At 51.9% G+C, this 24,746-nt stretch carries 27 protein-coding genes and 1 riboswitch; of the genes, 23 read left to right on the top strand and 4 right to left on the bottom strand.

Translation table 11 applies throughout. From position 1 onward, the window contains the following. Nucleotides 1-45 precede the first annotated feature (45 nt). Nucleotides 46-543: a crossover junction endodeoxyribonuclease RuvC gene (gene ruvC / locus P157_RS0110780; RefSeq protein ID WP_026760993.1), complete on the top strand. Its 498-nt coding sequence runs from the start codon at nucleotides 46-48 to the stop codon at nucleotides 541-543. On the opposite strand, the gene P157_RS0110775 is transcribed toward ruvC, so the two are convergent. After that, a complete protein-coding gene (locus tag P157_RS0110775) occupies nucleotides 536-991 on the bottom strand; it encodes a DUF441 domain-containing protein (RefSeq protein ID WP_026760992.1) in 456 nt (151 codons plus the stop codon). The two genes, ruvC and P157_RS0110775, sit on opposite strands and share 8 nt — an antisense overlap. Before the next feature lie 57 nt (nucleotides 992-1,048). On the opposite strand from P157_RS0110775, the gene P157_RS0110770 reads away from it, so the two are divergent. Then, a complete protein-coding gene (locus tag P157_RS0110770; RefSeq protein ID WP_026760991.1) occupies nucleotides 1,049-1,666 on the top strand; it encodes a LysE family translocator in 618 nt (205 codons plus the stop codon). Between the two features lie 68 nt (nucleotides 1,667-1,734). Here the strand turns inward: P157_RS0110770 and P157_RS0110765 are convergent, their stop codons facing one another. Continuing rightward, entirely contained in the window at nucleotides 1,735-3,054 is a 1,320-nt protein-coding gene (locus tag P157_RS0110765) for a Na+/H+ antiporter NhaC family protein (protein ID WP_026760990.1), read from the bottom strand. A 180-nt stretch (nucleotides 3,055-3,234) separates the two neighbouring features. Between P157_RS0110765 and nudC the strand changes: the two genes are divergently transcribed. Further along, nucleotides 3,235-4,080 carry an NAD(+) diphosphatase gene (gene nudC / locus P157_RS0110760; protein WP_026760989.1) on the top strand — a complete coding sequence of 282 codons (846 nt, stop codon included), beginning with the start codon at nucleotides 3,235-3,237 and terminating at the stop codon, nucleotides 4,078-4,080. On the opposite strand, the gene P157_RS0110755 is transcribed toward nudC, so the two are convergent. Further along, on the bottom strand, nucleotides 4,064-4,327 hold the full coding sequence (locus tag P157_RS0110755) for a hypothetical protein (RefSeq protein ID WP_026760988.1): 264 nt from the start codon (nucleotides 4,325-4,327) through the stop codon (nucleotides 4,064-4,066). The genes nudC and P157_RS0110755 overlap by 17 nt on opposite strands. Before the next feature lie 126 nt (nucleotides 4,328-4,453). Beyond that, nucleotides 4,454-5,590 carry an SLC13 family permease gene (locus P157_RS14490; protein WP_051598605.1) on the bottom strand — a complete coding sequence of 379 codons (1,137 nt, stop codon included), beginning with the start codon at nucleotides 5,588-5,590 and terminating at the stop codon, nucleotides 4,454-4,456. A gap of 189 nt (nucleotides 5,591-5,779) precedes the next feature. On the opposite strand from P157_RS14490, the gene P157_RS0110745 reads away from it, so the two are divergent. From P157_RS0110745 to typA, 20 genes are all read left to right on the top strand, one after another. Then, a complete protein-coding gene (locus P157_RS0110745) occupies nucleotides 5,780-6,892 on the top strand; it encodes an FIST signal transduction protein (RefSeq protein ID WP_026760987.1) in 1,113 nt (370 codons plus the stop codon). Nucleotides 6,893-6,904: 12 nt separating this feature from the next. After that, nucleotides 6,905-7,903, top strand: coding sequence for a methyl-accepting chemotaxis protein (locus tag P157_RS0110740; RefSeq protein WP_026760986.1), 999 nt, complete (start codon nucleotides 6,905-6,907; stop codon nucleotides 7,901-7,903). A 160-nt stretch (nucleotides 7,904-8,063) separates the two neighbouring features. Continuing rightward, on the top strand, nucleotides 8,064-8,279 hold the full coding sequence (locus tag P157_RS0110735) for a DUF3791 domain-containing protein (RefSeq protein ID WP_026760985.1): 216 nt from the start codon (nucleotides 8,064-8,066) through the stop codon (nucleotides 8,277-8,279). Between the two features lie 191 nt (nucleotides 8,280-8,470). Next, entirely contained in the window at nucleotides 8,471-8,701 is a 231-nt protein-coding gene (locus P157_RS0110730) for a hypothetical protein (RefSeq protein ID WP_026760984.1), read from the top strand. A gap of 156 nt (nucleotides 8,702-8,857) precedes the next feature. Next, nucleotides 8,858-9,343: a CYTH domain-containing protein gene (locus P157_RS0110725; protein ID WP_026760983.1), complete on the top strand. Its 486-nt coding sequence runs from the start codon at nucleotides 8,858-8,860 to the stop codon at nucleotides 9,341-9,343. A 123-nt stretch (nucleotides 9,344-9,466) separates the two neighbouring features. Then, nucleotides 9,467-10,069, top strand: coding sequence for a Holliday junction branch migration protein RuvA (ruvA, locus tag P157_RS0110720; RefSeq protein ID WP_026760982.1), 603 nt, complete (start codon nucleotides 9,467-9,469; stop codon nucleotides 10,067-10,069). Nucleotides 10,070-10,108: 39 nt separating this feature from the next. Beyond that, entirely contained in the window at nucleotides 10,109-11,113 is a 1,005-nt protein-coding gene (gene ruvB / locus P157_RS0110715; protein WP_026760981.1) for a Holliday junction branch migration DNA helicase RuvB, read from the top strand. 12 nt (nucleotides 11,114-11,125) lie between these two features. Beyond that, nucleotides 11,126-11,755 (top strand): epoxyqueuosine reductase QueH, encoded by a 630-nt coding sequence (locus tag P157_RS0110710; RefSeq protein WP_026760980.1) that lies wholly within the window; start codon nucleotides 11,126-11,128, stop codon nucleotides 11,753-11,755. After that, complete coding sequence (locus tag P157_RS0110705) at nucleotides 11,752-12,924, top strand: SpoIID/LytB domain-containing protein (RefSeq protein WP_051598604.1); 1,173 nt, start codon at nucleotides 11,752-11,754, stop codon at nucleotides 12,922-12,924. Before P157_RS0110710 ends, P157_RS0110705 begins: the two co-directional genes overlap by 4 nt. Nucleotides 12,925-12,940: 16 nt before the next feature. Beyond that, nucleotides 12,941-14,038, top strand: a complete 1,098-nt coding sequence (gene queA / locus P157_RS0110700) for a tRNA preQ1(34) S-adenosylmethionine ribosyltransferase-isomerase QueA (RefSeq protein WP_026760978.1) — start codon at nucleotides 12,941-12,943, stop codon at nucleotides 14,036-14,038. Between the two features lie 85 nt (nucleotides 14,039-14,123). Beyond that, nucleotides 14,124-15,458 (top strand): MATE family efflux transporter, encoded by a 1,335-nt coding sequence (locus P157_RS0110695; protein WP_026760977.1) that lies wholly within the window; start codon nucleotides 14,124-14,126, stop codon nucleotides 15,456-15,458. A 59-nt stretch (nucleotides 15,459-15,517) separates the two neighbouring features. Next, nucleotides 15,518-15,703, top strand: a riboswitch (cobalamin riboswitch). 122 nt (nucleotides 15,704-15,825) lie between these two features. Then, complete coding sequence (gene nikB, locus P157_RS0110685; protein WP_037355497.1) at nucleotides 15,826-16,767, top strand: nickel ABC transporter permease; 942 nt, start codon at nucleotides 15,826-15,828, stop codon at nucleotides 16,765-16,767. After that, the gene (gene nikC / locus P157_RS0110680; protein WP_037368327.1) at nucleotides 16,767-17,582 is read left to right on the top strand and encodes a nickel transporter permease; all 816 of its coding nucleotides are present in this window, start codon (nucleotides 16,767-16,769) and stop codon (nucleotides 17,580-17,582) included. The genes nikB and nikC overlap by 1 nt, the downstream gene beginning before the upstream one ends. Nucleotides 17,583-17,613: 31 nt before the next feature. Beyond that, a complete protein-coding gene (locus P157_RS0110675; RefSeq protein ID WP_026760974.1) occupies nucleotides 17,614-19,200 on the top strand; it encodes an ABC transporter substrate-binding protein in 1,587 nt (528 codons plus the stop codon). Nucleotides 19,201-19,211: 11 nt separating this feature from the next. After that, nucleotides 19,212-20,000 (top strand): ABC transporter ATP-binding protein, encoded by a 789-nt coding sequence (locus tag P157_RS0110670; protein ID WP_026760973.1) that lies wholly within the window; start codon nucleotides 19,212-19,214, stop codon nucleotides 19,998-20,000. Further along, nucleotides 19,990-20,775: an ABC transporter ATP-binding protein gene (locus P157_RS14485; protein WP_037368325.1), complete on the top strand. Its 786-nt coding sequence runs from the start codon at nucleotides 19,990-19,992 to the stop codon at nucleotides 20,773-20,775. Before P157_RS0110670 ends, P157_RS14485 begins: the two co-directional genes overlap by 11 nt. Before the next feature lie 122 nt (nucleotides 20,776-20,897). Beyond that, on the top strand, nucleotides 20,898-21,239 hold the full coding sequence (gene rplS, locus P157_RS0110660; RefSeq protein ID WP_014424772.1) for a 50S ribosomal protein L19: 342 nt from the start codon (nucleotides 20,898-20,900) through the stop codon (nucleotides 21,237-21,239). Nucleotides 21,240-21,326: 87 nt separating this feature from the next. Beyond that, nucleotides 21,327-21,848 (top strand): signal peptidase I, encoded by a 522-nt coding sequence (lepB, locus tag P157_RS0110655; protein WP_026760972.1) that lies wholly within the window; start codon nucleotides 21,327-21,329, stop codon nucleotides 21,846-21,848. Between the two features lie 17 nt (nucleotides 21,849-21,865). After that, complete coding sequence (locus tag P157_RS0110650; RefSeq protein WP_026760971.1) at nucleotides 21,866-22,621, top strand: exodeoxyribonuclease III; 756 nt, start codon at nucleotides 21,866-21,868, stop codon at nucleotides 22,619-22,621. Nucleotides 22,622-22,746: 125 nt separating this feature from the next. After that, nucleotides 22,747-24,567 carry a translational GTPase TypA gene (gene typA / locus P157_RS0110645; protein WP_026760970.1) on the top strand — a complete coding sequence of 607 codons (1,821 nt, stop codon included), beginning with the start codon at nucleotides 22,747-22,749 and terminating at the stop codon, nucleotides 24,565-24,567. Nucleotides 24,568-24,746 lie beyond the last annotated feature (179 nt).

Raw genomic sequence — 24,746 nt, 5'->3', positions numbered from 1 at the left:
ATGGGCTCGTAAGAGCCCATTTTCTGTATCAAGGAAAGGATATCAATGTTAGCACTAGGAATTGACCCCGGTACGGCCATCTGCGGTTTTGGCTTGGTAGAATCCCGCGGCAGCCGTCTTATCCCGATAAAATACGGTTCCGTATTCACCTCGCCCAAGATGCGCATGGAAGACCGGCTGGTCAAGATTTACGACGAACTCGATGCGCTGATGAAGGAGTACAAGCCCGATATTATGGGCATTGAAAAACTTTTCTTCAACCGCAATGTCACGACGGCCATTCCAGTAGGGCAGGCCCGCGGTGTCGTGCTGCTGGCGGCGGCAAAAAACAATATTCCCATTGTGGAGCGCACGCCGATGCAGATTAAGCAGGATGTGACGGGCTATGGCAAGGCGGATAAAAAGCAGGTCATCTACATGGTGACGAAACTTTTGCATCTGCCCGAGCCGCCCAAGCCTGACGATACTGCCGATGCTTTGGCCGTGGCTATCTGCACGACTTACTGCATGGGGAATGCCGCATTCCGCAACAGCCTCAGGTAAAGGCTTTCATGAGCCAGAGAATGAAATAGGTCAGGCCGCCGGCAATCAGCGGGCCTACGGCCACGCCATGGAAAAGCAGGACGCCTGCCATGGTGCCGATAATCAGGGCAGGAATCACATCCGGCGTGTTTTTCAACAGCTCAACACCGCCGCCACCGGCAATGGCGGCCAAGAGTCCCGCAACAATGGCGATGATGCCTGCATGGGTGCGGAAGGCATCGAGCATGGTCTGGATGGTGATGGTGCCGTTGGCAATGGGCACGAGAATGGCGGCGGTCAAAATGATGATGCCCCAGTTGAGGCCCTGAGAACCCAGGGCATTGAGGGCCGTAGTCAGCCCGAGTATTTTCAGCCCGAGTACAATGGCGGTGGCATAGACAACGGTCATATTATGGCCCAGATAACTGAGCAGCAGTACCGCACCTAAGGTAATATATTCGATATACAAATCAATCAGCTCCTTTGTTAAAACACACCTTACTATTATACACGAGAGGGAGAACTTATGGAAATAAATACGCTGTTTTATTTTTTGACCGCTTCCGTGATACTGACTCTGGCGCCCGGGCCGGACAATATGTACCTGCTGGCCAAGAGCCTTGCCAGCGGTGCCAGAAGTGGTGTGGCTTTAAGTGCAGGACTCGCCAGCGGCATAGTCTTTCATACCACTCTGGTCATTTTGGGGGTGGCGGCGCTGCTGCAAAGTTCACCGCTGGCTTTTACGGTGTTGAAATTTGTGGGGGCAGCCTATCTTCTGTATCTGGCGGGGAAGGCTTTCTGCGAGCACGGCGAACTGCAGCTGGGCGAGGCCGGGGAAGGCGCGCCCTATCTTGCCATCTATCGCCGTGGCGTGCTGATGAATGTTTTGAATCCCAAGGTTTTGCTGTTCTTTTTGGCTTTTCTGCCGCAGTTCGTGGATACGGCAAGTGAGCAGGTAGGCTGGCATATCGCCATGCTGGGAGCAGTATTTGCCTTGCAGGCCTTTGCTATCTTTTCGCTCATTGCCCTTTGCGCAGGGAAAGTGCGCAGTTTCATTCTGGGCTGCAAAAACATAAATCGTATTCTGGGTATTGTTCAGGGCGTGGTCCTGACGGCTATCGCTCTGGCCATCTTACTGACCTGAATAAGGAACGTCCCCCATAAGGCTGATGTGGAATCAGCTTATGGGGGACATTTTATGCGAACAAATGCTTATTTTTTTCGTGCATCCAAGGCAATCCAGAGGAGGACGGCCAGAGCTAAAAAGAAGGGATAGAAGAGATAGGGAATGATGCTGAGGCTGGTGATGCCGGCGATGGCCGAGGCAATCAGGAGCTGTGCGCCGTAAGGGATGATGCCCTGGGCGATACAGGAACAGGTATCGAGGAGAGAGGCACTTTCACGCGGGGCAATGCCGTATTCCTCGCTGATGTTCTTGGCAATGGGGCCGGCCACCACAATGGCTACGGTGTTGTTGGCGGTAGCTACATCCATCAGGATGGTTAAGAGGCCGATGCCCAGACGGCCGCCGCCTTTGCCCTTGAAGTGATTACGGATAAAGGCGAGCAGTGCTTCAAAGCCGCCGCCGTCCCGCATGAGGGCGCTGATGGATGCGGCCAGGATGGTGACAATCATGGTTTCAAACATGCCGTTGGTTCCGGTGCCCATGGCGGAAAATGCCTTGGACAGGTCAGTGGTGCCGGTGGCAAGTCCAAGGCCAAAGAACAGCACAATGCCCGTGCCTAAAACCAGAAACACATTGCGTCCCATAAGGGCCATAATCAGCACGAGAAAATAGGGCAGAGCCAGCAGCAGGGAGTAGTCAAAATGGCCTAAGTCCGCCGTACCGCCGGAAAGTGCCAGGTAAATGAGCACGACCAGCGTGACCAAGGCTGCGGGCAGGGCCAGCTTAAGGTTGGCATAGAACTTGTCCTGCATGCGTGTGCCCTGCGTGCGCGTGGCGGCAATGGTCGTGTCCGAGATAAAGGAGAGGTTGTCGCCGAACATGGCGCCACCTACCACAGAAGCCACCGTCAGCGGCAGGCCCAAGTCGGCATTCTGGGCCACCGAGGTGGCGATAGGCACAAGAACGGTAATGGTGCCGACGCTGGTGCCCATGGCCATGGAGATTAGGCAGGCGATGAGGAAAAGACCAGGGATGGCAAAGGTCCCCGGTATGAAATTTAGCAGCAGATGGGCGGTGCTTTCCACGCCGCCGGCGGCTTTGGCGATACCGCTGAAGGCACCGGCCATCAGGAAGATAAAGAGCATGATGGTGATATTCACATCGCCGATACTCTTGGCGCAGAGCTGTATATTATCCACAAAGAGGCGCTTGCGGTTCTGCATAAAGGCCACAATCAAGGCCAGACCGAAGGCCACCACCACGGACATGACATAAAAGCCCATCTGTCCTTCTACAGGTGCGATGTATTCATACCAGATGCCTGCGCCCAGATAGAGCACGAGAAAGACCAGTATGGGCAGCAGCGCGAGAGCACGCGGCTTAGGCTGCGTTGCGTTTTGTTCCATATATTCATCATCCTTTGTCAAGAAATAACTAACTTAACTAGTATAGTGAATATCGTGCGGAATTGTCAAATGTATGTTTACAGCTTGACAGTAATTTTTTACTTGCGGGCCGATTAAGCGTATAATAGGTGATGGAAGTAGCGTGAAACTTAATAAAGCGAAAGAAGGAAGTGTACAGCTGTGATTCATGAAATTACGCCGCATAAATTGGATAATGCGTTTTTGCCCGATGCCGAGCCCTGGAAGGATGATATTATCATTTTTGCGAATCGGGATGGCTTGATGGTATCAGGGGAGCCGGGAAAAATGCGTTTTCCCAAGCGTCAGGAAATCCGCTCGAATAAGTACATGTATCAGTATTTGTTTTCGCTGGATGGCCATGACGTGTACCATGGGGTGGGAAGTCATGTAGAGCCGTTGGAGGGCTATGCCTATAAGACGCTGCGAGAAATCCGCTATGAGCTGCAGGGGCCGCAGGAGCTTATGTATGCGGCTTACACAGCGTGGCACCTCATTCGCTGGTATGAGGATAATCATTTTTGCGGCCGCTGCGGTCATCTGATGGCTTATGCGGCTGATGAGCGGGCCTTGGAATGCGATGACTGTGGTCATGTGATTTATCCCCGCATCAATCCGGCGGTGGTGGTCGGCGTCATCAATGGCGACAGCATTTTGCTGACGAAATATGCCAACCGCAGCATGAGTTTCTATGCCTTGGTGGCAGGTTTTGTGGAAATTGGCGAGACGCTGGAAGAATGTGTAGCCCGTGAGGTCATGGAGGAAACGGGCCTCAAGGTCAAAAATATCCGCTACTATAAATCCCAGCCCTGGGGCAGCGTGCAGGATTTGATTGTAGGTTTTTACTGTGAGGTGGATGGCGATACCACCATCCGCATGGATAAAAGCGAATTAAAAGAGGCCCTGTGGATGAAGCGCGAAGACATCCAGGGCCAGACGGATGATTGGAGTTTGACCAATCAAATGATGATGAAGTTCAAGGAAGGAGATATCAGTCTGCTTCGTTAAGTTCTTCTATTTCTATGGCTTCTGCATATTCCTTATTCATCAGGCAGCAGCAAAAGGAGATGAAATTGCATTCCACCAGCAGCGCCTCAATTTTTTCCTGATATTTACCGGCCTGATGCAGGGCCACCAGTTCTCTTAGGTCATCTTTGGTAAAGCCAAAGCCAATCGCAGCGCTCAGCGTGGAGCTATCCTCAGCCGATTCCAGAGCTGCCGCCCAGTTGGTACGGTTTTCCGCCTTTGTCATCATAAAACATCCTTTCCTCGTGCTTGTAAAATGATTAGTAACCGGAAAACATGGTAGCATGGCAAGGTTAAAATTCCATAAGAAATAGAAAAAACGACAAGTCATTACAAAAGGCTTGTCGTTTTCACGTTATAGGAGTTGTGCCAGCATATCGCCATAGGTCATGTAGATATGATAATAAAGCAGAAGCAAGGCCAATACCGCCAGATTGCTGCCCGTGAAGGTCAGCAGATAATAGCCGGGCTTACTGAAGCGGGTCTGCAGGTACGCCTTGAAGGAAATCACGCTGGCCATGGAGGCGATAATCGTACCCAGACCGCCGATGTTGACACCCAACAGCAGGGGCGTGTAAGCGGTCGTGTAGTTGGCTAAGAGCACCGTGGCGGGGACGTTGCTGAGGAGCTGGCTCAGCAGCAAAGATACCCAAAACTCGTGGCCGTTTAACATCTTGGCAGGCCAGCTTTGGAACACTTCGATATGACTAAGGTTTCCCACGCCGATAAACAAGAGGGAAAAGAGCAGCAGTAGTTTGTAATCTGCCTCCTTATAAAGACGGTAATTCAGCAGGGCCAGGGCAGGCACGACGATAACGGCCAGCAGGGCAAAATCCAACAGATGCACCACATGGAGCAGGCAGAGGCTGAACAGCAATAGCAGGGGCAGAATCTTTTTCCAAGGGAGTCTGGCTTCCTGCGCTGCCGGCAGATGCACATCACAGTCCGTCAGCGTATACGTGGCAAGGTAGATGGCCGCGCCGCTGAGCAGGACGATGGGAGCGGTGATGGCTAGAAATTCCAGCGGTTCCAGCCCGTAATAGGAGTAGATAAAGAGATTCTGCGGATTGCCAATCGGCGTGAGCATGCTGCCTAAGTTCGCCGCAATGGTCTGCCAACAGACGGTGGGCACGATAAGCCGGATGCGCCGGGCCTCGGTAAAGACCATAATGGCCAGCGGCACAAAGATAATCAGGGCCACATCATTGGTGATGAACATGGAGCTGAAATAACAGCTGAAGATAAAGAATCGCCCTAAGGAACGGCCGGAGGCATTGTCTTTGAACAGCCGCTGAAAAATCGCGGCGAAGAAACCGCTGAGCCGCAGGCCTGCCACAATGCACATCAAGAATAGCAAGAGCCCCAGCAGGGGGACATTGAGCCGTACCCCGATTTCTGTGAGGCTGGGCGGCGCGATAAAACTGGTAAGCAGGGCAAAAACAAGCGCCACGGTCAAATCCGGATTCTGGCGCAGTTTTTGGTATAGAAACATGGGAATGCTCCTTCCATAATCTGATCAGAGACAAAGTATAGCATATTTCCGAGCATCTTCACAGGGAAAAGTTGGGCTTTGGGTAAAAATTTTGCGGATTGTATGGAAAACAAGCTGGCAGGCAGCAGGAAAAAACACGCAGATACGCGAAATATTCCCATATAGTTGTGTGGGATAGAGGAGAATGTTATGGAATACAAAATTGGACGCAGTCAGGCAACGCCGGTGGACAATGCCATAAGCCAGGCTTGCCGGACCATGACGCAGGCAAAGTTTGTTTGGTTTACGACGATGGTGGCCGCTTTTGCTGAGACCAGTCAAAAGATGCAGGCACGGTTTCCACATAGCATTGTCATGGGGACAACTTCGATTGCGGCTTTTTCCAATGAGGGCATCTTCCACGATACCTTGGAAGTGCTGGCGATTGCAAGCGGCATTGAATGTGTGGGAAATGTATTGGAGGAAGCAGACTGCTGCCCACTCAAGTATGTAGAGCGCGTGCAGGAAGCCGTGCGCCAGCTCGGCACCCATCGCGCAGACGATACCATTTGTCTGACCGCGACAAATGGTTTGATTTCCTGCGAAGAATCGGTGCTTGCTGTGCTGAATTCCGTACTGCGAAAAGAACATATTCCTGTCTTTGGCGGGACGGCAGGCGACCGTGGCTTAGCGGAAAAGACTTTGGTTTCCTTGAATGGCAAAGTTTACGACAAGGCTAGTGTATTTGTGCTGCTGCGCAATCTGGGCGGCAGTATCCATCTTTATCGCGAAAATATCTACAAGCCCATCTGCGAGCCCTTGACGGCTACGAAGGTAGATGCTTTTACGCGTAAGGTCATGGCCTATGATGGCAGGCCCGCTTCGGAAATGGAAGCAAAGATGCACGGTCTTACTACTTCACAGATGGACCGTTCATTTTTGGACAGCAATCCGGTGGGGCGTATCATTGGCAAGGATATGTACATCATTGCCAATGACGATATGGATACCGACCGGCAGACGATGAAGTACCATGCCCGTATTTATGAAAATGACCAGATTGTCATGCTGCAGCCGGACGATTACCGTCAGGTCAATCGGGAGACCATGCAAAGAATTAAACAGGACGTGCCCCGTCCTGCTCTGTCCATCATGGTGAATTGTCTGGCGCGTACCCTGCTCTTTGAAAGTGAGGGGTATGCAGATGAATTCTTCCGCAGCATGGGAACCGTACTCGGCAATTATATCGGCTGGGGCGGATATGGTGAGCAGATTTACGAGCAGCATTTCAATCAGACCATGATTGCCGCTGTTTTTGAATAAGAGGTGCGTGTTATGGGAATCTTTGATTTCGGCAGAAAAAAAGAGCCTTTTTATAACCAAAGAGCCGCAGAAAAACAGGCGATGAATACGGCGGTACCGAGGCCGACACCGTCAGCACCGGTGCCGGAAACGCAGGCGAATGTGAACCGTCAGATTGCCTATGGCATCGATTATCTTGATGAACGCATGAATGAACTCACGCAGGCTGAAACCGGTATTGCAGAATACGTGCAGAAGATGCAGGAAACCTATGCGGGAATCGGTCAGGTAAATAAGGACTTTACGTACCTGAATGAACATTTTAATAATCTGGAAGAATATGCCCAAAACATTTCCAATATAATGGACACCTCTAGAACCGTGGTCAGTGGTGCGGGCAATGATATCGGTGCACTGTCGGAAAAAATGCAGGAGATAGAAGGAAATCTTGACGAGATTAACGCAGTATTTCAGGAAGTGGAAGGAAAATTTGCCAATATTAAAAAGATGTCGGAAGGCATCGAAGGCATCGCGACCCGTACGAATCTGCTGTCCCTGAATGCTTCGATTGAAGCTGCGCGAGCTGGTGAGGCAGGCCGCGGCTTCAGTATCGTGGCCGAAAATATCCGCGAGCTGGCCGCTTCGACCAAAGAATTGGTGGAAGGGATTGACACGAATATCAATGCGCTCTATCAATCCATCGGTGAAATGAGTCAGGCCATTGAACAGACCAGGCAAAAAACCTTGGAAAATGCCACTTTTGTGGGCAAGGTACAGGAGAGTTTTGCCGATGTGACCAAGAGTACAGAAAGTGTAGGCGATTACAGTCATCGCATTGTGGATGGCATCCATAAAACCAGTAGTATGATGGACGAAGTAGCCGAAGGCGCAGGCTCCGTGGGCGGTTTGGTCACCACGATGCGCCAGAACATTCACGGCTTAAAAGAGCTGATGAGTGAAAAGAACGTAATTGCCTGCAGCATGATTGACTTCCTGCGGCAGGTCAAATGGCTGTTGGGGAAACAAAGGTAAATAACCAAAAGTATAGCTTAATGCATGAGACTATCCCACTTTGACATGGTAGGATGGTCTTTTGTATTGCATCTGTTGATTGACATGACGGTTTGACCGGTCAACAACTGTTGTTATATACTTATTATAATGAGAGTCAAAGGGAAATGAGGGGTTGACTATGAATCAGGACAGCATGGAATTTGTAGTCTACATGATTCACGCTTGCGCCAATAAATGGAAGCTTTCTCCTAAGCAGGTATATGGTAAATTGCAGGAGACTGGTTGTATTGATGAATATCTCGTACCTAATTATGATATACTCCATACGCAGGGCAGTGCTTATTTAGTGGACGATATTAGAGAATATTTGCGGATAAGAGGTGTGAAGATATGATAGTCTATCACGGCTCGACAGAGATAATCAAAAAGCCGGATGTTTTGCATTCGTACAGGCATTTGGGAGAAGGATAGAGCATTAAAGGAAATAAAAGCCTATCCCAATTACGACCAGATAGCATTCCATTCATAACGCAGAAAGCCATTGATAAACTACTGATTTACGATTCATACTTTGAGGTGTAAGGCATGGACGAAAATGTTTTGGAACAGGTCTATCAGGAAAAACTGGAAGAACGTATTATTGCGCAGCTGGCTAAGGAGAAGGCAATACCACTGGAAAAAGCCATGCACATATATTATGGCAGTGAGTTGGCTGATAAAATTCATAATGGCATGGAGGGAATTCAGTATTTGGACTATCGAGTTTTGGTGCAGATACTGGAAGAAACGGAACCTAACAAGTTTTTGTCAAATTGACATGTCAAAAATTGACAAGTCAATTTCAGGGGGGCTGACAAGTCAAATTTTGACCTGTCAGCCTTTTATGGTGGGATTTTCTTGATTGTGTATCGCTATAGCGATATACTAATGAGGGATTTACTGGAGCCTTTATAAAGGAGCAGGATAAGCTATATGGAAATAGAGCGGCAATTTTTAGTAGACAGGCTTCCGCAGCTGCCCGAAGAATATGAGCTGCTGCGTCAGGGGTATGTGGCGTTGCTGCCGGAAATCCGGATTCGGCAGATTGGGGACAGTCATTTTTGGCTTACGGTCAAGCGCGGTGCCGGGTTGGTACGGGAGGAATGGGAGACGGAAGTTTCCCGGCAGGAATTTGCTAGTCTGTCGGAGCGGCTGTGTCCCGGAACCTGTATGATTGAGAAACGGCGCTATAAAATCCCTTTGGCGGATAGTTTGGTGGCCGAGCTGCATGTACATGCAGGCCATCTGAAAGGCTTCAATTATGTGGAAGTCGAATTTTCGGATGTGGAAGGGGCTAAAAAGTTTGTGCCACCTACCTGGTTCGGCCGGGAAGTTACGGATGATGTCCGGTTTTCCTATGGCACATTGGCGCAGGCAAGGGGCGTGGACATTGTGCGGGAAATTTTGCAGTGTGAATGATAATGGTGAGGTCGTGGCGAGCGTGGGGCTGACCGGTCAATTTTGACTGGTCAGCCCCTTGTCATTCGTGCTATACTAATAAGGTTACAGGTTATCGATTGATTATTGGAGTGAAGGTACCAGATGATTGGATTTTTGCGGGGACAGGTGGCGGCGCTGAAAGCTGACTACTGCCTTTTGGATGTGAATGGCGTGGGCTATCGGGTATTCGTGGCCGGTTCCACCCGGAATAAATTACGGCTCAAGGAAGAAGCCCAGCTCTTTACCTATATGAATGTTTATCAGGACGGCATTACCCTTTATGGCTTTGCCAGTGAGGAAGAGTACGATATCTTTCAGCTGCTCATTGGTGTTTCGGGTATCGGGCCCAAGGTGGCGCTGGGGATTTTGTCGGCCATTACGGTGGAAAGTCTCTGCAAGGCGATTCAGAACAAGCAGGCCACGGTGCTGACGAAACTGCCGGGCATTGGCAAGAAGTCGGCGGAGCGGCTGATTTTGGAACTGAAGGACAAGGTTGCTTTTGCGGCGGCTGATGATGTGGAAGAAATTCTGACGTTGGATTTGGAAGGGCCGACTGGCGACGATATGATGAGTGAAGCGCAGGCGGCTTTGGTGGCTCTGGGTTATAGTCAGGCCGAAATCGCGCCGGTGCTCAAGAAGGCGACCAAGTGCAAGACGACGGAAGAAGTCATCAAGCTGGCGCTTAAGCAGTTGAATAAATTTTAACAGGAGGGTTGAGGCTTGGCTGAAGAAGATTTTTACGATATGGATATTGATGATGGCCGCATTGTGGCCATGGACGAGCAGCGGACGGATGATTGGCAGTACAGCCTGCGCCCCCGCAAGTTAAGTGAATACATTGGCCAGGACAAGGCCAAAAAGAATCTGGAGATTTTCATTCAGGCGGCGATGAACCGCGGCGATTCGCTGGACCATGTTCTGCTCTACGGCCCGCCGGGGCTGGGGAAGACCACGCTGGCGGGAATCATTGCCAATGAAATGGGTGTAAATTTCCGGCAGACCTCCGGCCCGGCTATTGAACGGCAGGGGGATTTGGCGGCGCTGCTCACGAATCTGCAGGAGCATGATGTACTCTTTATTGATGAAATTCACCGCTTGTCTCGCAGCGTGGAGGAAGTGCTGTACTCGGCCATGGAGGATTTTGCGCTGGATATTATTATCGGCAAGGGGCCAAGTGCCCGCTCCATCCGGCTCGATATTGCGCCCTTTACGCTGATTGGCGCTACGACGAAAGCGGGCTCGCTGGCGGCGCCTTTGCGTGACCGTTTCGGCATCATTTCCCGTCTGGAGTATTATACGCCGGAGGCATTGGTGACGATTGTCAAGCGTGCGGCAGAGATTTTGGAAATCCCCATTGAGGATAAAGGGGCTATGGAAATTGCGCGCCGTTCCCGGGGAACCCCACGTATTGCCAACCGTCTCTTGAAGCGTGTGCGGGATGTGGCGCAGTATGAGGGCAAGGACGTCATCACCGACGAGATTGCCGATAAGGCATTGTCTCTGCTTGAAGTGGATAAGGCAGGCCTTGACCATACGGACAGGCGCATGCTTTTGACCATGATTAAGAAGTTTGGCGGCGGCCCGGTAGGACTCGACACGTTGGCGGCGGCAATCAGCGAGAGTACGGATACTGTGGAGGATGTGTTTGAGCCATTCCTCATTCAGCTCGGTTTTATCAACCGTACGCCCCGCGGCCGCGTGGTGACGAAGGCGGGCTACGAGCATCTGGGCATTGCTTATCCGGAATAGGAGTTTGTGGTTATGAAGTTACTATTACATATGTGCTGCGGGCCGTGTTCCTGTTATCCGGTGAAAAAACTGCGGGCCGATGGCATTGAGCCGGTTGGGTATTTTTTCAATCCCAACATCCACCCGTACAAAGAGTGGGAGATGCGTCTCAATACCGCGCGGGAGTTTGCGGAAAAGGTCCAGATGGAATTTTTCGCGGACGAAAATTACCTCCTGCGGGATTTTCTGAAGCGGGCCCTGCCGGCAGAAGCCATGCCCAATGGCCGCTGTACCATGTGCTATACTTGGCGGTTGGAGGAAGCGGCGCGGTTTGCGGCGGAGCATGGCTTTGATGCCTTTACATCGACGCTCTTTTACAGCATTTACCAGCAGCATGATTTAATGAAGCGGACGGCAGAGCGTTTTGCCGCGCAGTATGGCGTGCAATTCTACTATGAAGATTTCCGTCCCGGTTGGCAGGAGGGCATTGACATCAGCCAGGAGCTGGAGCTTTACCGCCAGCCTTACTGCGGATGTATCTTCAGTGAGGAGGAGCGCTACAGCAAGGCCATCCGCAAGCAGCGCAAGAAGGACAACAAGGCCAAGAAGCGGGCACGGCTCGAAGCAGAGGCCAAGGCCCGGGAACTGGAGGCGCAGCGATGAAAAAGAAATTAATCACCCTTTGCACCCTGTGTTTGTTTTTGCTGGGCTCGGCAGGCTTTGCTGAGGCCGCCTGGCAGCCTCAGCTCTTGGTTTCTCTGGGCACCAAGGGCACGACTTTACGCCTGTCGGGAAATATCCCCGTGGTCTTGAAGCGGCTGGACAACAAGAAGGTGGTCTGGCAGGGCAAGGCTAAGGAATTTGCGACATTGACCTTTGCCGGCACCGGTTGGGAAATGAACGGCAAGAAACTCAAAAATGCCGATGCGGCGGCTTTGGAACTAACGGTTGAGGACGAGCGCAATCTGGCCAAACTTGTCAGCACCTACGATAGCAAATCCTATCGGGGGGCCCTGCGGCTCGTGCCGCACAAGAACCGTCTCGATGTGATTAACCGCGTGACGGTGGAGGAATACCTGCAGGGTGTGGTGCCCGAGGAAATGCCTCCGGAGTGGAACGCCGAAGCGGTGAAAGCGCAGGCAGTGGCGGCCCGCACCTATGCCCTGCATCAGCGCAAGCGCCATGGCAAAGAGGGCTTTGATGTCTGTGCGACCACCCATTGCCAGCAGTATGGTGGTGTGGCCGCAGAGCGGACGGCGGCTAATCAGGCCGTCAAGGCTACGGCTGGTGAAGTTCTGCAAAGCCGGGGCGCACTGGTGGACGCCCTGTTCCATACGGATTCCGGCGGCATGACAGAAAACAGCGAAGATGTCTGGGGCAGCCGCATTGACTGCCTGCGGGCGGCTAAGGAACTGCGCACGGAAACGTATCCGTGGGAGAAGAATGTCACAGCCCAGCAGCTTGGTGAGCTTTTGGCCAAGCGGGGCAAGAATATCGGTGAAATCAAGAAAATCGAACTTTCGCCGATTAGGATTGGCAAGGCCTCAAAGGACCGCACCATTTCCGGCCGGGTGAAGTCTGTGACCTTTGTGGGCAAGAATGGACGGGCCAGCGTGACGGGCAACGATTTGCGCAGTATGCTGGGCCTCAAGAGCACGCTCTTTTCCATGAGCCTGAACCGCCATGTGGTCTTTATCAAGGGCTACGGCTGGGGACACGGGCTGGGCATGTCCCAGTATGGCGCCAAGGCTTATGCGGACAGCGAGCGTTGGGATTATAAGAAGATTTTGCAGCACTATTATAATGGTGCGCAGCTGAAAAAATTGTATTGATATAGAAGGATGAAACATGTTATTACTTTCGGATTTTGATTATGAACTGCCAGAAGAACGGATTGCGCAGGTTCCGGTGGAACCACGTAACTCCTCGCGTTTGATGGTGCTTGACCCGGTGGAAAAGACTGTGGAACACCGTCATTTCTATGACCTCAAGGAATATGTGGAACCGGGCGATACGCTGATTTTCAACGATACCCGCGTTATGCCGGCTCGCCTTATCGGTCATCGCGACCAGACGGGCGGCAAGGTGGAAGTTTTCCTGCTGCGCCGCATTGATGCCAACCGTTGGGAAACCTTGGTTAAGCCGGGCAAGAAGGCCAAGCCGGGCTATAAAATCAACTTCAGTGATGAGCTGAGCTGCGTGGTCACCGACCACACGGATTTTGGCGGCCGCATTGTGGAGTTCCAGTATGAGGGCATCTTCGAGGAAATCCTCGACCGCCTCGGTGAAACGCCGCTGCCGCCGTACATCCATGAAAAACTGGAGGACAAGGAACGCTATCAGACGGTTTATAATCGCGAACAGGGTTCGGCGGCTGCACCGACTGCGGGCCTGCACTTCACCAAGGAACAGATGCAGGAGCTCAAGGATATGGGCGTGAACCTTGGCTTTGTGACGCTTCATGTAGGTCTGGGCACCTTCCGTCCGGTCAATGTGGAAGACATCCAGAAGCATGATATGCACAAGGAATTCTACAATGTGCCGGAAGAAACGGCCAAACTCATCATGGATACGAAAAAGGCTGGCCATCGCGTTATCGCCGTGGGCACGACCAGTATCCGCACCTTGGAATCGGCAGCAGATGGCATGGGAGAAATTTCTGCCAAGAGTGGCTGGACGCAGATTTTCATCTATCCGGGCTACGACTTCAAGATTGTCGATGCCATCATCACGAACTTCCACCTGCCCAAATCCACGTTGATTATGCTCATCAGCGCCTTTGCAGGCCGCAACTTCGTACTGGATGCTTATAAGACGGCAGTGGAGATGAAGTACCGCTTCTTCTCCTTTGGTGATGCCATGATGCTCAAAGTCAAACAGCCGACGGCAGAACGTGACGCTGAATTGGCGGCTTTGGAAAAAAGTCATTTGACGGAAACAAAATAAAATATCCCCCCGGGGGCTTGTGCAGAAATCGTCAGACCTGTTATTATTGTAATGAGATTAATTTTCGATGATGAGGAGTTTTGCTGTGCGATTACAACAAGATGACAGACATTATTTGGGCATAGCCATGCCTGCTGCGTTGGAAGGGCTCTTTATGGTGCTGCTTTCCTCGGTGGACATCATCATGGTGGGCGTGCTCGGAACGGCGGCCATTGCGGCGGTGAGTATCTTCACGCAGCCGCGCATGATGCTCTTGTGTGTGGTGCGGTCGGTGGCTTCGGTGCTGACGCTGCTCACCGCCCGGAAGTTTGGGGAGAAGAAATTACAGGAAGTGCCTGCGCTGCTTGCGCGGACACTTTTTTGTATGGTTATTCTGATGGGCGTACTCCATGTGCTTTTCTTCCTGTATTTAGAGGGGATTCTAAGCTGGATGGGAGCCAAGGAGGAATACATGGCGGCGGCTCTGGCCTATGGCGATATTGCCCTGGCCGGCGTGTTTTTGACCACTTTATCTACGATTTTGCAGGCTGTGCAGCTAGGTTATGGCCATACCAAGCAGGTCATGAGTGCCAATGTGCAAGGCAATGTGGTCAACATTATCGCCAACGCCCTGCTGATTTTCGGGCTGGGTCCTTTCCCGGAAATGGGCGTGGTTGGAGCGGCCGTGGGTACGGTTATTGGCACAGGCTGGACGCTTGGCGTAACGGGCTATCAGCTGAAGGAGAGCGAATGGTCTGGCTGGGGCAGTTTTTGGCCGACGCGGGCGTATTTTCAGGAATTTTTGCCGGTCTTTGGCGGCGTGTTCAGCGAGCAGGGCTTTGAGCGTATCGGTATGGTGCTCTATACGCGCATGGTCGCTGAACTGGGTACGGCGGCTTATGCCGTCCATGCCATCTGCATGAACTTCTGCGATTTTTATTACTGCTTTGCGGGCGGCTTGGGCAAAGCTAATATGGTACTGGCCGGGCATGCCCATGGTGCCGGTGACTGGAGCTACTGGCAGCGGCAGCTGCGCGCAGGACTCAAGTGGAGTTTTGTGTTCTCGCTGATTTCCTTTGCTGCCACCTATGTACTGCGTGAGGAAATCTTTGGCATCTATTCCCATGAGGCCGAGCTTCTGCCGTTAGGCGCTTTGATTATGATTTTCGTGGCAGCGGTGAGCTTTCCCGAAGCCCATGCTATGGTCTGTGCTGGAGTCCTTCGGGGCAGCGGCAAGACGAGTCAGGTCGCGGCCTATTCCTTTGTGAGCATTGCTTTCCTGCGGCCACTGATTACGGCGTTCTTTCTGCAGGTGCTCGACTTAGGGCTGGCAGGCGCATGGCTGGCTCTCGCGATTGACCAATCACTTCGGGCGTCCTGTGCATCATTTTTGCTCTGGCGCCTCTGGAAATCCCGCCCGCAAATGGCCTGTGACACTTGACACAGCCTGGGCAGAGTGGTAAAATTTTGTTTGTCTTATTGTGTATTGAGAGTAATTTTTAATATACGGTTGAATCAGGTGTCGGAAGACTTAATAGAAAATCCGGTATATGCCGGAGCGGTCCCGCCACTGTAACAGGGAGTCATATTGCATTTAGGTCACTGGAAAGGGCAAAGCATTTCTGGGAAGGCGCGGTATGATGATGAACTGGAGCCAGGAGAACTGCCTGATTGACAATCACCGCAAGAAACGTTGGCTGTTTCTTACACCCGCGAGCGATGGGGATGGGGATTTTACTGGAGTTTGTTACGGTGAGCCTGTCTGCCTTTATGCGGACAGGCTTTTTATTTTTATTTAGGGAGTGTGGATGATTTTGCAAAAACTTGTAAGCAAATTGTCGCAAATGCTGATAACTCTTGTGGGCGTCAGCTTTCTGACATTTTGTTTGACCTATCTGGCACCGGGGGACCCGGCGGCCATGCTTTTGGAGGCCGGTGATACGATTGTATCGCAGGAAACCTTGGACAAGACCCGCGCAGAGTTGGGCCTTGATAAGCCGTTCCTCGTGCAGTATGTCAACTGGGCCGGAGGCGTTCTCCATGGGGATATGGGCATGTCTTACTCGGCCAAGAAACCGGTAACGGATAAATTGCTCGAAGGCTTTGCCGGAACCCTGACGCTGGCGGCGGTGACGATTGTGTTCGTTCTGCTTATATCCCTGCCACTCGGGATATGGTCGGCTGTGCATCGCAATGGCTGGCAGGATTATCTGGTGCGGACGGTTTCGTTTATCGGCGTATCCATGCCGACCTTTTGGCTCGGCCTTATCTTTCTCTATGTGTTCGGCCTCAAATTGGGCTGGTTCCCGATTGCCAAATCGGCAGTGACGGCACAGGGCATTGTCTTGCCGGCACTCACTTTGGCACTTTATATGTCGTCGAAGTATATCCGGCAGGTGCGCACGGTGTTCTTGGAGGAACTGCAGCAGGATTATGTGGTGGGCGCAAGAGCCCGCGGCCTTTCGGAGAAAGCAATCCTCTGGAAGCATGTTCTGCCTAATGCCGTTCTGCCGTTGATTACGCTCTTGGGCATGTCCATTGGCTGGCTCTTGGGCGGCGTGGCCGTAATCGAAATGGTGTTCTCCTGGCCGGGTATCGGCAATATGGCGGTACGGGCGATTTCCATGCGGGATTATCCGCTGATTGAGGGCTTTGTGCTTTGGATTTCCATTGTGTACATGGCCATCAATGCGTTGGTGGACTTGTCTTATGTCTACCTTGACCCGCGTCTGAAAAAGGAGGCCCATTGATGACGGTTTTTCGGGAAAATAAGTTATTTGCTTTTTATACGGGGCTGGTTGTGCTGATTGTTCTCTTGGCCATCTTTGCCCCGTACCTTGCGCCGCAAGACCCGATGGCGGGAAATATGAAATTGGTTCTGCAGACGCCGTCTGCGGAGCATTTCCTCGGCACGGATAAGCTCGGACGGGATATCTTTTCCCGCATCCTCTGCGGCACGCAGATTTCGCTCTTTATGGCCCTGTGTCTCGTGGCCTTGATTGCCATGGTGGGTACGCTGGTCGGTGTGCTGGCCGGTTTCTTTGGTGGCTGGCTCGAAAACATCCTCATGCGTTTTGCGGATATGATGCTCGCATTCCCCGGTATCGTGCTGGCGATTGCCATTGCCGGTATCTTGGGGGGCAGTGTCATCAATACCATTTTGGCCCTGCTCGTGGTCAGTTGGGCAAAATATGCCCGTTTAGTGCGCAGCCTTGTTCTGCGTTTGCGCAATCAGGATTTTATCCAGGCCGCGAAGATTCAGGGGGCGAAGACCAGCAGCATTCTTTGGCGTCATATCCTGCCCAATGTCATGCCCATGGTGGTCATCACTGGGGCTATGGATATCGGTACCATGATGATGGAAATTGCCGGGCTCTCCTTCCTGGGCTTTGGTGCGCAGCCGCCGACGCCGGAATGGGGCCTGATGCTCAACGAGGGCCGTCAGTATATCCAGACGGCGCCCTGGCTCATGATTTTTCCAGGTTTGGCCATCTTTATTGTCGTAGCTATATTCAATCTGTGGGGAGACAGCCTGCGGGATGTTCTCGACCCACGGCAGGAATAATATATTTTTTATAAAGGGGTAGATGTTTGAGATGAAAATGTTCAACACGAAGAAGTTATGGAAGGCCGTCAGTCTCGGCCTGTGCGGTGCAGCACTGACCGTTATGCTGGCCGGCTGTGGTGCGGATAATAGCAGCAGTGCCGACAAGGGTGTACTCAAAGTCGGCGTGACGAACTTTGCCGATACGCTCGAACCCACGCAGAATTTCTTTGGCTGGGTCGTTATGCGTTATGGTCTCGGCGAATGCCTGACGAAGTTTGACGAGAAGATGAACGTACAGCCCTGGCTGGCCGAAAGCTGGAGCATCAGCGACGACCACATGACCTGGACGTTCAAAATCCGCGAGGGCGTAAAATTCTCCAACGGCAATCCGCTGACGGCTGAAGCTGTTAAGGCTTCCATTGAACGCGCTTTTGCCAAGAACAACCGCGCCGCTACGTTCTTCAAGTACAAGGAAATCAAGGCCGAGGGTCAGACCCTGACCATTGTGACGGAAAAGCCCATGCCGAATATGCCGGGCTTTTTGGCTGACCCGCTGTTCATCATTGTGGACACCAGCGCCGAAGGCAGCCGCGACTTTGCCAAGGAAGGCCCCATCTGCACCGGCCCGTACATGGTGGAATCCTTCGTGAAGGAAAAAGCCGTGATGAAGAAGAACCCGAACTACTGGGATGGCGAAGTGCCGTTTGAAACCGTAGAAATTCCGTCTATTGACGACCCGAACACCCGTGCTATGGCCCTGCAGTCTGGTGAAGTGGATATGGCGGTAAACATCGCGGCTGGCGATATGGATACCTTCCGCGGCAACGACAAGTTCTTCGTGGATGAAATTTCCTCCCTGCGCACGGTGCTGGCCCGTCTGAATCACAAGGGCATCCTGAAGGATGACAAGGTGCGTGCGGCCCTTATCTGCGGCTGTGACCGTGAAACCTACAATAAGGTACTGCTCAAAGGCACCTTCCTGCCGGGCAAGGCTCCTGTACCGCCTTCCATGGACTATGGCTTTGACCAGCTGACTGACCCCAATGCCTACAATCCGGAACGCGCTGCAAAACTCCTCGATGAAGCAGGCTGGAAAGATACCAATGGCGATGGCATCCGCGATAAGGACGGCCAGCCGCTGAAGCTCGACTTCGTTGTGTATAACAGCCGTGCCGAACTGCCGCTTTACGCAGAAGCTGTGCAGTCCGACCTCAAGAAACTCGGCTTTGACATCAACATCAAGACCGTTGACTATAATCTCGTTGACCAGATGGGCATCAAGGGTGAATATGACCTCTTGATTTCCAACATCACGACGGCTAACACCGGCGACCCGGAAATCTTCCTCTCCTGGTACTGGAAGACCAATAACAACGGCGACAACCCGCAGAATGGTTCTGGTTACAGCAATCCGGCGCTCGATGCCAAGTTCAATGAACTGGCCGCTGAATTCGACAAGAGCAAGCGCCGTCAGCTGATTATCGACATTCAGCAGATTCTCTTAAATGATGGTGCGGCACTGTTCCTGGGCTATCCGCAGACCAACATCATCAGCAACAAGGTTCTGTCCGGTGTGAAGATGTATCCTTCCGATTACTACTGGATTACGAGCCTGATTAAACCGGCGAAAAAGTAAAGGAAGCAAAGATGCTTTTAGATGTAAAGAATTTATCAATTGCCTATCAGGGCAAGCCTACGGTGTCCGATGTCAATTTTGACCTGCAGGCAGGGGAGATTATGGCCATTGTCGGGGAATCCGGCAGTGGCAAGACCTCTGTGATTCGGGCGATTTTGGGCTGTCTGTCCGGCAATGGGCAGGTGGAGGGCGGCCAAATCAACTTTGGCGGCCGTGATATTGCCCATCTGAACAACAAGGAATGGCTCTCCATTCGCGGCAAGGACATTGCCATGATTTTTCAGGACAGCGGCAATATGCTCAATCCCGTGCAGACCATTGGCAAGCAGTTTGTGGAATATTTGCAGCTGCATAGCTCAATGAGCAAAAGTGAGGCGGTAGAGAAAGCTTGCTCGCTGCTTACCCGCATGAATCTGCCTGACCCGCAGCGCGTGATGGAATCGCATGCCTTTGAGCTTAGTGGCGGTATGCGCCAGCGTGTCGGCATTGCCATGGCACTGGCTTTTGCGCCCAAACTGCTGCTCGCTGACGAGCCGACTTCGGCGCTCGACGTGACCACGCAGGCACAGATTGTGGATGAACTCATGCAGGTTGTTCACGAAGCAGGTTCAGCCATGATTATCGTTACCCATAATATCGGTGTGGCGGCGCATATGGCGGATAAAATCATGGTTATGGCCGGCGGCAAAGTGGTGGAGTATGGCAGCACGGCGGAAGTCATTGAACATCCGCAGGCAGATTACACCCGGACCCTTTTGCAGGCTGTGCCGGAGATTGGAGGCACACGCTATGTCGGATAAGGAAATTTTGCTGTCCACGGATAAAATCTGCAAGGAATTTACCAAAGGTGATGGCACGAAGTTTACCGCCTGCAAGGATGTGAGCCTGCAGCTCTACCGCGGTGAAACGCTGGGGTTGGTCGGTGAGTCCGGCTGCGGCAAGTCCACTTTTGTCCGCACGATTATGGGCCTGCATCCGGCCGATAGCGGCAAAATCTATTTCAAGGGCGAGGATATCACGAACCTTTCCGGCGAAAAGCGCCGGGCAATGGCCAAGCATATCCAGATGATTTTTCAGGACCCGGCTACGGCGTTTAATCCCAAGATGCGGATTCGCGATATCATCTGCGAGCCGCTGCGCAACTTTGCCAAGGTTTCTGATAAGGAAGCCGAAGCTAGAGCCGTGGCGCTGTTGGAGAAGGTGGAACTGGCACCGGAAATCGCCCTGCGCTATCCGCATGAACTTTCCGGCGGCCAGCGCCAGCGCGTCGGTATTGCCCGGGCACTTATCTTAGAGCCGGAAATCATCATCTGCGATGAAGCCACCAGTGCTCTCGATGTGTCTGTGCAGGACAGCATTGCAAAACTTTTGGCTAAGATTCAAAAGGAACGCGGCGTAAGCTACATCTTTATCTGCCATGATTTAGGGCTCGTAAGCCTAATAAGCCATCGGGTGGCAGTCATGCAGCAGGGCCAGATTGTGGAAGAATTGCCGGGGGATAAGATACAGGAAGCGCAGCATCCTTATACGCAGAAACTGCTCAGCTCTGTATTTACGGTAAGGGCTAGATGTTAAAAAAATATTTTTTTTAGGTATTGAAGCCCAGATTTTTTTATGGTAAACTACTTAGGTATGTGGACGGTCCTCTGAGTGAGCATGAGCTTGCCACGAACGTCTGGTTAAGGAGGAAAATATAAATGAACATCATCGAGACTCTGGAGAAAGAACAGCTCCGCAGCGACATTCCTGTATTTGCACCTGGCGACAAAGTTCGCGTACATGCAAAGATCGTCGAAGGCAACCGTGAGCGTATTCAGGTATTCGAAGGCCGCGTAATCGCTCGTCAGGGCGTTGGCGTTCGTGAGACTTTCACCGTTCGTCGTATTTCCTACGGCATCGGCGTAGAACGTCTGTTCCCGGTTCATTCTCCGCGTATTGCCAAGATTGAAGTTGTTAGCCGCGGTGTTGTCCGTCGTGCAAAACTTTATTATCTGCGCAACCTTACGGGTAAAGCTGCTCGTATCAAAGAAAAACGCTAATCTGCGTAACGGTAGGGACTGCTTCCGAGCAGTCCCTATTTTCATTAGCGTAATACAGCTAAAACACAGCAAGAGGAGGAACCCCTTATGAGTTCATTAGGCGAAGAAGCAAAGGACTGGCTCATATCCATCGTCATTGCGGTGGTACTGGCCTTCTTTATCCGCGAGTTCATCGTGGAATTATATATTGTAGATGGCCCTTCCATGCGGCCCACCCTGCAATCCCAGGAACGGCTCGTGGTCAATAAGTTCATCTACAATTTCCGGGCACCCCAGAAGAATGAAATTCTCGTGTTTGAATATCCGCGGGACAGAAGCCGTGATTTTATCAAGCGGGTTATTGCTACGCCGGGTGATACGGTAGAAATCAAGGCCAGCAAGGTTTATGTCAATGACCAGCTGCTGACGGAAGATTATATCTTAGAACCTACTCGCAGTGAGTATCCTAAGTCCACGGTACCGCAGGGCACCGTCTTTGTGATGGGGGATAACCGCAACAATTCCGAGGATAGCCGCTTTGCCGATGTGGGCTTTGTGCCCTTCGACCTGATTAAGGGGAAGGCTATGCTGGTTTTCTGGCCGATTGGACAGTTTAAGACGCTGCCGTAATAAGGGAGGCATGGACGATGAAGTTTATTTCCTGGAATGTCAATGGCCTGCGGGCCTGTCTGAAAAAGGGATTTATGGAGTCATTCTGCAAGCTGGACGCCGACGTGTTCTGCCTGCAGGAAACCAAAATGCAGCCGGACCAGGCAATCCTCGATTTGCCCGGTTATAAGCAGTATTGGAATAGTGCTGAGAAAAAAGGCTATTCCGGCACGGCGGTGTTCAGCCGCATTGAGCCATTAAATGTCACCTATGGTTTGGGCATTGAAGAACACGACCATGAAGGCCGGGTTATCACCTTGGAATTTCCCGAGATGTTTTTGGTGACGGTTTATACACCGAACTCCAAGCGGGAACTCGAGCGGCTTTCCTACCGCATGGAATGGGAGGACGCCTTCCGGCAGTATTTAATGAAGCTGGATGAACAAAAGCCTGTGGTTGTCTGCGGGGATCTCAACGTGGCCCATCAGGAGATTGACCTCAAAAATCCCAAGACAAATCATCACAATGCCGGCTTTACCGACGAGGAAAGAGCCAAGTTCGGTGAGCTTTTGGAGGCGGGCTTTATCGATACCTTCCGTACGTTATATCCGGAGCGCACGGGTATCTACACCTGGTGGTCCTATCTGCGCAAGGCTAGGGATAACAACGCCGGGTGGCGCATTGACTACTTCGTGGCTTCAAAGCGTCTACAGGAAAACATCAAGGATGCCACCATCCACAATGAGATTTTTGGCAGCGACCATTGCCCCGTAGGCTTGGAGATTGAATGCTAGAAAAACCTTGACAGGGGCACGGCCATAGGATAAAATTTATACGTTATGTTGAGCTTTTGGGGGATACAGTTATGTATCCTTCCTTGCTTTATAGAATTTAGGAGGCAGATTACACTAAAATGAGTATGACCACCAATGAAAATTTAAGAAACATCGCCATTATCGCCCACGTTGACCATGGTAAAACCACCCTGGTTGATGGCATGCTGAAGCAGAGCCATGTATTCCGTTCCAACGAACAGGTTGCAGAACGTGTCATGGACTCCGGCGATATCGAGCGTGAGCGCGGCATTACGATTCTTTCCAAGAACACGGCCGTTATGTACAACGATGTAAAAATCAACATCGTGGACACCCCGGGCCATGCTGACTTCGGCGGCGAAGTAGAGCGTGTTCTTAACATGGTTGACGGCGTGGTACTGCTGGTAGATGCCTTCGAAGGCCCTATGCCTCAGACCAAGTACGTGCTGCGCAAGGCTTTGGAACAGAAACTGAAGCCCATCGTGGTTATCAACAAAATCGATAAGCCCAACCAGCGCGTAGACGATGTTTATGATGAAGTTCTCGAACTCTTCATGGAACTGGATGCTGACGATGACCAGCTGGACTTCCCCGTTATTTATGCTACGGCTCGTGACGGTATTGCCAAGTATAGCATGGACGATGACAACGACAACCTCCAGCCGCTGATGGAAACCATCGTTAAGGAAATCCCGGCTCCCCATGGCGATCCGGAAGCTCCTCTGCAGATGATGATTACCACGTTGGAATCCGATGCTTTCGTTGGCCGCGTGGCCATCGGCCGTATCATCCGTGGTACGGCTAAGCCGAACCAGAATGTTTGCATCATCAATGGCGACCAGGAAACCAAGGCTAAAATCGGTAAGGTATTCACCTATCAGGGCCTGCAGCGTGTAGAGAGCGAATCCGCCAGCATGGGCGAAATCGTTGCTCTGACTGGTCTGGGCGATGTATCCATCGGTTACACCGTAGCTGACGCTGAAAATCCGGAAGCTCTGCCGACGATTAACATCGACGAGCCCACCCTGTCCATGACCTTCGGCGTTAACACCAGCCCCTTTGCTGGCCGTGAAGGTCAGTTCGTGACCTCCCGTCACCTCCGTGACCGTCTCTTCAAGGAAATTGAGACCAACGTGGCCATGAAGGTAGAGGAAACGGATTCTGCCGATGTGTTCAAGGTTTCCGGCCGTGGTGAACTCCACCTGTCCATCCTCATCGAAACCATGCGCCGTGAAGGTTACGAGTTGCAGGTGGGTAAACCGGAAGTTGTGTACAAGACCATTAACGGCCAGCTCTGCGAACCCATCGAGAACCTGACGGTAGAAGTACCCCAGGAATACATGGGCGCTGTTATGGAAGGCCTCGGCACCCGTAAGGCTGAGCTCACCAACATGACGGAGACGGCTGGCTACATGCGCCTCGAATTTACCATTCCGGCCCGCGGCCTGATTGGTTTCCGTTCCGAACTGCTGACGAGCACCAAGGGTAATGGTATCATGAACCATGTGTTCCATGGCTATGCTCCGTACAAGGGTGACATTCCGGGCCGTACGCGCGGTTCCCTCGTTGCTTTCGAACAGGGTGAAACCACTGGTTATGGTATCTTCTCCCTGCAGGATCGCGGCGTAATGTTCATTGAGCCGGGCGAACAGGTTTATGAAGGTATGATCGTTGGTGAAAACTCCCGCGATAACGATATTGACATCAACCCCTGCAAGAAGAAGAACGTATCCAACATGCGTACGTCTTCCTCTGACGAAGCAATCCGCCTGACCCCGCCGAGAATCCTTTCTCTGGAACAGGCTATCGAATACATCAACAATGATGAAATGGTTGAAGTTACGCCGGAACACATCCGTCTGCGCAAGAGCATTCTGGACCGTACCGTGCGTGGCCGTGCAGCTAAGAATGCACGCAAAGGTTAATCCTAAGTTCGGTTAACATCCATATAATAAGACGCCCGGTGGCTGATAATACTTTCCCTTAGCTTATGCAGGCTTGCCTAACGCAACGGGAAAGCATCATCAGCCACCGGGCTTTTGCGTACATTACATTAGCATGCTAAGGCGCCCGCGAGGCTTTGGCTTACATTATATTGAGTTGA

The organism is Selenomonas ruminantium AC2024 (assembly GCF_000687995.1).
GTDB lineage: Bacteria > Bacillota > Negativicutes > Selenomonadales > Selenomonadaceae > Selenomonas_A > Selenomonas_A ruminantium_B.
This window is presented reverse-complemented; position numbering and strand designations above follow the sequence as displayed.

Bases quoted from the DNA above. Each gene is read 5' to 3' on its own strand.
- P157_RS0110650 (WP_026760971.1), top strand. From the start codon at position 21,866: ATGAAGTTTATTTCCTGGAATGTCAATGGCCTGCGGGCCTGTCTGAAA.
- P157_RS0110755 (WP_026760988.1), bottom strand. From the start codon at position 4,327: ATGATGACAAAGGCGGAAAACCGTACCAACTGGGCGGCAGCTCTGGAA.
- P157_RS0110710 (WP_026760980.1), top strand. From the start codon at position 11,126: ATGAAGTTACTATTACATATGTGCTGCGGGCCGTGTTCCTGTTATCCG.
- P157_RS0110735 (WP_026760985.1), top strand. From the start codon at position 8,064: ATGAATCAGGACAGCATGGAATTTGTAGTCTACATGATTCACGCTTGC.
- ruvA (WP_026760982.1), top strand. From the start codon at position 9,467: ATGATTGGATTTTTGCGGGGACAGGTGGCGGCGCTGAAAGCTGACTAC.
- P157_RS0110725 (WP_026760983.1), top strand. From the start codon at position 8,858: ATGGAAATAGAGCGGCAATTTTTAGTAGACAGGCTTCCGCAGCTGCCC.
- P157_RS0110745 (WP_026760987.1), top strand. From the start codon at position 5,780: ATGGAATACAAAATTGGACGCAGTCAGGCAACGCCGGTGGACAATGCC.
- P157_RS0110730 (WP_026760984.1), top strand. From the start codon at position 8,471: ATGGACGAAAATGTTTTGGAACAGGTCTATCAGGAAAAACTGGAAGAA.
- P157_RS0110675 (WP_026760974.1), top strand. From the start codon at position 17,614: ATGAAAATGTTCAACACGAAGAAGTTATGGAAGGCCGTCAGTCTCGGC.
- P157_RS14485 (WP_037368325.1), top strand. From the start codon at position 19,990: ATGTCGGATAAGGAAATTTTGCTGTCCACGGATAAAATCTGCAAGGAA.
- rplS (WP_014424772.1), top strand. From the start codon at position 20,898: ATGAACATCATCGAGACTCTGGAGAAAGAACAGCTCCGCAGCGACATT.
- P157_RS0110765 (WP_026760990.1), bottom strand. From the start codon at position 3,054: ATGGAACAAAACGCAACGCAGCCTAAGCCGCGTGCTCTCGCGCTGCTG.
- nikC (WP_037368327.1), top strand. From the start codon at position 16,767: ATGACGGTTTTTCGGGAAAATAAGTTATTTGCTTTTTATACGGGGCTG.
- ruvB (WP_026760981.1), top strand. From the start codon at position 10,109: ATGGATATTGATGATGGCCGCATTGTGGCCATGGACGAGCAGCGGACG.
- nikB (WP_037355497.1), top strand. From the start codon at position 15,826: ATGATTTTGCAAAAACTTGTAAGCAAATTGTCGCAAATGCTGATAACT.
- P157_RS14490 (WP_051598605.1), bottom strand. From the start codon at position 5,590: ATGTTTCTATACCAAAAACTGCGCCAGAATCCGGATTTGACCGTGGCG.
- P157_RS0110740 (WP_026760986.1), top strand. From the start codon at position 6,905: ATGGGAATCTTTGATTTCGGCAGAAAAAAAGAGCCTTTTTATAACCAA.
- lepB (WP_026760972.1), top strand. From the start codon at position 21,327: ATGAGTTCATTAGGCGAAGAAGCAAAGGACTGGCTCATATCCATCGTC.
- typA (WP_026760970.1), top strand. From the start codon at position 22,747: ATGACCACCAATGAAAATTTAAGAAACATCGCCATTATCGCCCACGTT.
- queA (WP_026760978.1), top strand. From the start codon at position 12,941: ATGTTATTACTTTCGGATTTTGATTATGAACTGCCAGAAGAACGGATT.
- P157_RS0110705 (WP_051598604.1), top strand. From the start codon at position 11,752: ATGAAAAAGAAATTAATCACCCTTTGCACCCTGTGTTTGTTTTTGCTG.
- ruvC (WP_026760993.1), top strand. From the start codon at position 46: ATGTTAGCACTAGGAATTGACCCCGGTACGGCCATCTGCGGTTTTGGC.
- P157_RS0110670 (WP_026760973.1), top strand. From the start codon at position 19,212: ATGCTTTTAGATGTAAAGAATTTATCAATTGCCTATCAGGGCAAGCCT.
- P157_RS0110770 (WP_026760991.1), top strand. From the start codon at position 1,049: ATGGAAATAAATACGCTGTTTTATTTTTTGACCGCTTCCGTGATACTG.